General features: G+C 64.4%; 7 protein-coding genes and 1 pseudogene. 3 read left to right on the top strand and 5 right to left on the bottom strand.

Translation table 11 applies throughout. From position 1 onward, the window contains the following. Positions 1–139: 139 nt before the first annotated feature. Together MFF64_RS36070 and MFF64_RS36075 are read left to right on the top strand one after the other, a co-directional pair. Positions 140–475: a helix-turn-helix domain-containing protein gene (locus tag MFF64_RS36070; RefSeq protein WP_238193813.1), complete on the top strand. Its 336-nt coding sequence runs from the start codon at positions 140–142 to the stop codon at positions 473–475. 471 nt (positions 476–946) lie between these two features. Continuing rightward, positions 947–1,705: an SDR family NAD(P)-dependent oxidoreductase gene (locus MFF64_RS36075; RefSeq protein WP_273557209.1), complete on the top strand. Its 759-nt coding sequence runs from the start codon at positions 947–949 to the stop codon at positions 1,703–1,705. Between the two features lie 338 nt (positions 1,706–2,043). Here the strand turns inward: MFF64_RS36075 and rclC are convergent, their stop codons facing one another. The 5 genes and pseudogenes from rclC to MFF64_RS36100 form a co-directional block, all read right to left on the bottom strand. Further along, positions 2,044–2,676: a reactive chlorine resistance membrane protein RclC gene (rclC, locus tag MFF64_RS36080; RefSeq protein ID WP_238193815.1), complete on the bottom strand. Its 633-nt coding sequence runs from the start codon at positions 2,674–2,676 to the stop codon at positions 2,044–2,046. A 34-nt stretch (positions 2,677–2,710) separates the two neighbouring features. Next, the gene (locus MFF64_RS36085; protein ID WP_099900524.1) at positions 2,711–3,058 is read right to left on the bottom strand and encodes a carboxymuconolactone decarboxylase family protein; all 348 of its coding nucleotides are present in this window, start codon (positions 3,056–3,058) and stop codon (positions 2,711–2,713) included. A gap of 87 nt (positions 3,059–3,145) precedes the next feature. Continuing rightward, complete coding sequence (locus tag MFF64_RS36090) at positions 3,146–4,093, bottom strand: AraC family transcriptional regulator (protein WP_238193817.1); 948 nt, start codon at positions 4,091–4,093, stop codon at positions 3,146–3,148. A gap of 682 nt (positions 4,094–4,775) precedes the next feature. Beyond that, positions 4,776–5,234 (bottom strand): annotated as a pseudogene (locus MFF64_RS36095) (DDE-type integrase/transposase/recombinase); the annotation flags it as partial. A gap of 100 nt (positions 5,235–5,334) precedes the next feature. Beyond that, positions 5,335–6,150, bottom strand: coding sequence for a universal stress protein (locus MFF64_RS36100; protein WP_238193819.1), 816 nt, complete (start codon positions 6,148–6,150; stop codon positions 5,335–5,337). A gap of 537 nt (positions 6,151–6,687) precedes the next feature. Here MFF64_RS36100 and MFF64_RS36105 point away from each other — a divergent pair. Continuing rightward, positions 6,688–7,342 (top strand): YeiH family protein (locus tag MFF64_RS36105; protein ID WP_238193823.1); only part of this gene is annotated, 655 nt, incomplete at its 3' end.

Consider the following 7,342-nt stretch of genomic DNA (forward strand, 5'->3'; position numbering starts at 1 on the left):
AACGCCGACACTGCACTAACTTTGAACTTGGACCACCTCGTGGGGGCCGATCAGTAGCTTGCGCAATTAGCTGAAAGGCGTAAGTGACGTCGCTGATGTGCCTGTCGCGACGCGCCTACCCCTCTCGCGGAGGGGTGGGATGGATGATCTCCGCAAGCGGTTCGGTCTGCTGGTAGCTGCGCATCGGCGGCGGCGAGGCCTGACGCAAGAAGCTTTGGCTGAGAAAGCCGACCTTAGCGTCGATATGATCTCTCGCATCGAGGTCGGTGGGACCGGAGCGCGCTTCCCTGTAATCGAGAGGCTGGCCGCAGCGCTTGAGGTCGACCCGGCCGAGTTTTTCACGACCCAGAGCCACACCGATGGGATGCGGCGGGGCCCCTTTGCGAGCCTGACAGTTCGACTCGCTCGGATGTCAGATGCCGAACTACGCTGGGTCGAGGGAATTCTTGAAGCGGCGCTCAAGCCTCGGGTTTAGCGGCCTTCGCTCCGCGTGCACCTACCGAGTGATCGTCTCCGCGAGCACATCGTCGCGCGCCAGTTCGGCCACGCGCTCTTGCAGGCTGCGCACGGTGTTCTCGTAGCTGCCACGGAGGTTCATCGGCTGAGGAGCGCGATCCTGATCAATACCTTCCCGTCGGATCGGGCCTTGGGCGCCGCACGTGCGGTATGCCCTGGCAGTTCCAACCGGCTTCGCCAGCCGGACCCAGTTGTTGCCGCCATGGGTCGGCTGAGGCTGGTCGGGATGGGAGAAGCGCAACCCGGCAATGAAACTGGATGTTGCTCTATAGCGTGTCCCATACGCGGGCTCAGGCGAACGCGAAGGTTCGGTAGGCTGTCTCAGCATGGGCCTGCGCAATTAACTGCGCAGGCGGCTTCTTTCGAAGGCCGCTCACAGCATCTTCCCGTGCTGCCGATGAACCGAATGGATCAAACCTGGGAGTAAACGATGGACCTTCGGCTCACTGATAAAGTCTGCCTAGTCACCGGGGCCAGCACCGGCATCGGCCGAGCGACGGCGATGGCCTTCGCGGCGGAGGGAGCACAAGTCGTGGTGTCTGCCCGTTCACTCCCACCGCTTGAGGAACTCGCAACTGCGATCACCGCTGCCGGCGGGCGAGCGCCTATGGTGCTCACGGCCGATCTGGCGGAGGCGGATGGCCCACAGCGGCTGGCTCGCGCTCTCCACGAAGAGGCGAGACACATCGACGTTCTCGTCAACAACGCCGGCGGCTCGCGTCCCCTCGAAGCCTGGGACGACGAGGCTGCCTGGGACGAGGGCTTCCGGCTGAACTTCCTCGCCGCTCGGCGCCTGACAGAGGCACTGGCACCGGCCATGCTGGAGCGGGGCTGGGGACGGATCGTCAACGTCTCGGGTGCCGTCGTCGCAAAGAACTTCAATGCCGCAACACCGGCGAAGGCCGCGCTGGAGAGCTGGTCGAAGGCTGCGGCTGCCACCTTCGCCAGCCGCGGCGTCACCGTGAACTGCGTCGCCCCGGGCCGGATCAACTCGCCCCAGATCCTTGATCGCCTGCATCCGACGGAGGAGGCGCGCCGAGCCTACATCGCGCAGAACATCCCCGCAGGGCGCTTTGGCGAGCCTCGTGAAGCCGCCGCGCTGATCGCGTTCCTGGCCTCGGAAGTGGCGGGCTACATCACCGGCACGACGATCCCGATCGACGGGGGTGCGCTGCGCACAGCCTTCTGAGCGCTTCCTTCCGGAAGTTAGCCGGCCCGAGCCCAATTAGCTTGACCCTGTGAATAACCGCTCGGGGTGAAATGCGGCGGTTCGCCGGATAAATGCCGAGCCGCCGGATTGCGCCAGTTCCGGACTTCCGATCAGGCTCGCCCAGGTGGCGGCTCGCACACCAAGAGCGGACCTTTCGAAGTCACCGGCCCTGATGACCTTCGCACCAGTTCGTATAAGTCCGGCGTATGGAACAAGCTGTTCTGGATCCGCCACCAACAGTCGCAACCAATTCATTGCGACTGTTAGAACGTCCGCTTTCAAGCGCTTGGGCAGCCTCGGACCTGTGGCTGAAATCCTCAGCGCGAACCAAGCACGGGATGCTGAGCGAGCTTGACAGTAAGGTCTTCAGGCGCAGCCCGGGCTTCAAGGGCCGCGCGGGCGCTGTCGACCAGGACCAGCCACGCCCCAGCCAGCAGGACCACGTCCTTGAGCACCAGCCGCCCGGCTCCCGACAGGAAGGGGAAGCCGTGCTGCCCGTCGCCGAGCGCCGGCACCCAGGCTTCCGGCGTCGTCGCCAGGAACGATAGCGTGACGATGGGCGTCAGGAACGCGAGGGTCGCCCCGGCCAAGCCCCAGCGTCGCGACACGACGCCCGCCAGGGTGAGCAGCCCGATGGCGATCTCGACGGCGCCCAGCCCGTTCGAGAAGGCGTAGGTCCGGTTCTGCTCCTGCCACGCCCGCTCCGCCGGCTTCAGCTCACCCTCGTGGGTGAGATGCGCCTTGTACTCGTCCGGATGCGCGTAGAAGAACGACATCATCGGGCTGTTGGCCACGAACGGCGTGATGCTGTCCGCCTCGTACGGGGCGAACTTCAGCGCGCCGATCCACAGGAAGACGAGGGCGATAGCGAGGCGCACGGCCTGGAGGCCGAGGCGCTCCGATCCCGGCCCGGACACCAGGCCGAGGACGCGGCGGATCTGCGTGTTCATGACACGGCTCCTTCTCAAGCTTGCGGATGGGGGTTCAGGCCTCGGCCAAGGCCGTGAAGGCGTCGAGCGCCCGCGTCGAGTAGACGATGGCAGCACCCGCGTTGACGCTGGTGGCCACGCCAAGGGCCTCCGCGAGCTCCGCCTCGGTCGCGCCGAGCTTGCGGGCGGCATCGGTGTGCACCGTGATACAGCCGTCGCAGCGCAGCGTGATCGCGATGGCCACTGCGATCAGTTCGCGCGTCTTTGCGTCGAGCTGCGCTGTCTTCTGACCCACACTGCTCAGGGCGCCGTAGCCGCGCACCGTCTCGGGGCTGAGCTTCGCCAGACCGCTGACGCCGGCCGTGATCTGCTGGCGGTAGGTGTTCCAATCCATCATCGACATGACGACCTCCTTCGTGGTGCCTCAGGAGGTAGACCCGGGCCGCTCCGGCCACGATGGCGGCGCGGCGCAGGCTGATGGCCGGGCGGATCAATCAGGCCCGGGAGAGAGGGCCTCCTGGCGCACCCGACCGGGACGCACACCGTACTTGCGCAGGAATGCGCGGCTGAAAGCGCCCGGCGATTGGTACCCTGCCTCGGCCGCGATCTCGTCGAGGGATGCCGACGCGGTGCGCAGACGGTGGCGGGCGAGGCCGAGCCGGAGCTCGCTCAGGAATTCCAGGGGCGGCACCCCCGCGGCCTTGCGGAATGCCCGCACGAGTGTCGCCCGCGAGGCGGCAGCGACCGCCGCGAGGTCGTCGAGTGTCCAGGCCCGGACTGGGTCGCGCACCATGGCCAGGACCGCCTGCGCGGTGATCCGCTGCCCGAGAAGGCGCAGGAGCCCATCGGTCGGTGCCGATCCCTCCAGGTGGGTGCGCAGCATCAGCATGAACAACACGCTGGCGAGGTTCTCGGCGATGGCGAGTGCGCCGGCCCGCTCCTCGGCAAGTTCCTCGCGGATGCCGACGAGCAGGGGGTGAAAGCGCACCGACAGCGGCTGCTCGCCGACGCGCAGGACGAGGAGATCCGGAAGGGCGGCGACGATCAGGTTCTGGGGCGCCGCCTCGAAGCGCAGGCGGCCGCAGAGCAGTTCCACCTCCGGCTCCACGCCGAGGCTAGTCTTGAACCGGAGTGAGCCCTGGTTGCGGACGAGGACAGGCAGGGATACCTGCACGCTCAGGTCGGGGTCGCGCATCGTGTGCGCGGTGCCGCGCGGAAGGAGCAGGATGTCGCCGGCCTCGACCGGGAGGGATGCGTCCCCGGGGCGCTGGAGGATCGCGCGGCCGTGCGTGATGATGTGGAAGTAGGCCTGACCGGCCGGCTCGGGCTCGTGCGCGGCCGCCCAGGTTCCGCCGAAACGGCAGACGTCATCCAGCTGCGGCCGCACCCGCAGCAGCGGCGCCAACCCGCTGAGCGCATCCTCGCCGATCTCTGTCATGGCTCCCTCGGTCCGGCGAACTCAGGTCGCTCGGCGAGTGGGCGAAGCCTGTGAGGCGGCACCATGCATCAAGACTTCCCGGCCCGGAAGCACGATTGATCCGCACGGCCATCATCTTGCATCCGGCGGGCATCGAGCGAAGCTCGCTCGAGACTTAGATCTTCGTCACCAACCCGACAGCAGTTATGTTGTGGATAATAGATGGAGATCACTATGAACACTGGTATTGCCAATGCAGCTTTGATTGCTGCTGGTCTTGCGCTCGTTGCCACACCGAGCTCTGCCCGGGGAAATCGAGCCTTCAATGCCTGGGGACACGAGTTCATTGTCCCAGGCTCTCTATCCGCCGCACCGACCGAGTACAGCGTGTCGCACGCAGTGCCCGGCATGAGCCGCACGCAGCGAGCATATGCGTCCAGCCCGCCCACGGCAGCACCGACATCCGCCGCTCATCCGCAAGTCATGCGCACGATCAATGTCTGGGGCACACGCTTTGCCGTCCCTGCAGAATGAGGCGTATATGATGTTACTCCTACATTGGCGGCAGGTCTTTTCTGCTGCCTAACTAGTTGATACCAGTCGAATGCTAAATCGAGTGATGGTATCAGTGTAGTTCATCTGGCAATCCGGGCTTCTCGCAAACTCGGCCATCGGCCGCAAAAGGACCTCTGTCGCACCGCTTTCATGCTTTGTTCGCGACGGGAAATCTGAAGCAGTGCGCGAGCAGGTGGTTCTGCTCGCGGCTGGTCCATACCCCCGAGAACCCGAAGCCCTTACGCATCCACAGCATGGCTTAGAAGCCCTGGATTGTGCGCCGGGCCGTGTGGAAGGACCGGAACCCGCCCACCCGTGGCATGACCCGCTTCACCCGGAAGTGGTCGCTCTCGATCCCTTGCTGCAGGTGCTTGGTGACGTGGTGGGTCGGAGCGCACAGCAGCAGGCCCTCCTTGCGGCTCTCGACGATCGCCGGCGGATAGGGGCCGACGCCATCGGTGCAGATCCAATCAGGCACGAGAAGCGGCTGATCCTGCAGCATCTTGCGGAAGAAGCGCTTGGCCGCATCGAGGTCGCAGTTGGCGGTGAGGAGAAAGTCGACCGCCTCGCCATGCTCGTCGATGGCGCGGTACAGGTAGCGCCACTGAGCTACTATAGCTTCGACACACCGGACGAGCGCTTCGCGGTGATGGTGTCCTTGAGCTGGATTAGGCGAGCGACACGCAGCTGAGTGCTACCGTGCCGGCTCAATGTGACATGAGGCAGCAGATCGGGGCCTGTGTGAGGAGCTGACGAGTTACGCTGCCAAATACTCGTTCATGCAGCCGGGAATGGCCATAAGCTCCTGCAATGATCAGATCGGCACAACATTCTCTTGCTGTGTCAATGATCGTTCTGGTCACGGTTCCAGATACTGGGGGAAAGAGCATAGAAATTCGTGAGATACCGTGCTGAGCAAGAAACTCTGCGATTGTACTCGTGTCTTCCTGAGAGGCTTCAGGATCGACAGCAACGATCCAGATGTCCTCAGCAGCAGCCAGGAACGGTAGACCGTCGCTCACGGCCCGGCGGGCTTCGCGCGTGTCCTTCCAGGCGATAACAATCCGCCTGCTGCTCAGCGCGCTGATCCCGTTTGGCACGATCAGAACCGGGCGCCCGAGACGCAAGATCAGCTCGCCCGGATCAAGGCAATCGCACCAGCTGTCGCCGTCCTGCTGCGGGCGGCTTACAATGACGAGGTCCGCCGCTGTCGCCCTCCTCATCAGCGTCGCCATTAGATCTCCCCTCTGCGCATGCCAGCCGATGCGGGCGAGGTCGGCGGTCTGATTGCGGAAGGTTGCCTCTACACGCGCAAAATCGCGTGCGGCGCGTTCTAATTCCTCCTGGACTATACGGGCGTTGATGTATGCTCCTTTGCCGTAGAGACGGAGCGGCAGGGCCTCGCATGCCGTGACGCCAATTAGCTGGGCCGAGAATGCCTGGGCGAGCGTCTGGGCCAGGGTCACCCGTTCAACCGAACAGGGATCCAGGTCAAGGGGTACCATTATGCTCACGAAGCCCATCGTGAAAACCCCACGGAACCTCAGTCACGCCCATCGCTACGCATCAGATCGTTCTACCAACGGCTGACACCCGCTTCGGTTCTCGATGCTACATCAAACATGCTGATAAGTGGTCTTGGATCGGGAACCTACATCGCACTGAGGGCATGGACCTCGCATCGCTATGTTCACGCGTCAGGATCATCCAAAGTGGCCGCGCAGCGGCCGAAGGAGCAGAACTACCGGGTGACCTGATCGGACCGACCCGTGCCACGATCATGCTTTTATGTTCCGTCCAGGTGATCATGCGTCTTCAGCATGCTCGTAGCAGCGTGCCGACCTGAGGGGTGCCGTGAGACGCCAAGCCTGCACGTATTGCCCCTGCGGCTCAATTGTTCTGGATTATAGATTCAAATCATCTAAAGGTTCTGTTGGATCGAACGCTTCAAGGCGGTGATGGTAGGTCATTGCCCCGGAGCTGACCGCTATGTCGAGCGAGACCACCACGCCTTCCATCGCGACGATAGTCAGTCGCATCTGGCCTAGCTTAGCCTCTGCCTGCTGGTCACTGCCGTTGCTATCAGCTTGGAAGCCGCTGAGGAGCGCGTGTTCGGCCGCGCCTGGCTGGAAGCGCTGGTGCTGGCCATCGTGCTCGGCACAGCTCTCCGCACCGCCTGGAACCCTGGGCAGCGGTTCTTCCCGGGCATAGCCTTCGGCGCCAAGACGGTGCTCGAAGTCGCCATAGTCCTGCTCGGTGCCTCGCTCAGCCTAACGACCCTGCTCGCGGCCGGACCCAGCCTCCTCATCGGCATCGCCGGCGTCGTCGCATTGGCGATCGCGGCGAGCTACGGCATCGGGCGCGCCTTGGGCCTGCACCCGCGGTTGGCAATCCTGGTCGCCTGCGGGAACTCGATCTGCGGCAACTCGGCGATTGCTGCAACCGCTCCGGTGATTGGCGCCGACGGTGAGGACGTCACTTCCTCCATCGCGTTCACCGCCGTGCTCGGCATCCTCGTGGTTCTCGGCTTGCCGCTCCTGGTGCCGCTGCTCGGCCTGTCACCGATGCAATACGGTGTGCTGGCGGGCCTGACCGTCTATGCTGTCCCGCAGGTGCTCGCCGCAACTGCACCGGTCGCGGCCCTGAGTGTCCAGGTCGGCACGTTGGTCAAGCTCGTTCGGGTATTGATGCTTGGCCCAGTTGTGCTGGCCCTCT

The organism is Methylobacterium frigidaeris (assembly GCF_022179185.1).
GTDB lineage: Bacteria > Pseudomonadota > Alphaproteobacteria > Rhizobiales > Beijerinckiaceae > Methylobacterium > Methylobacterium frigidaeris.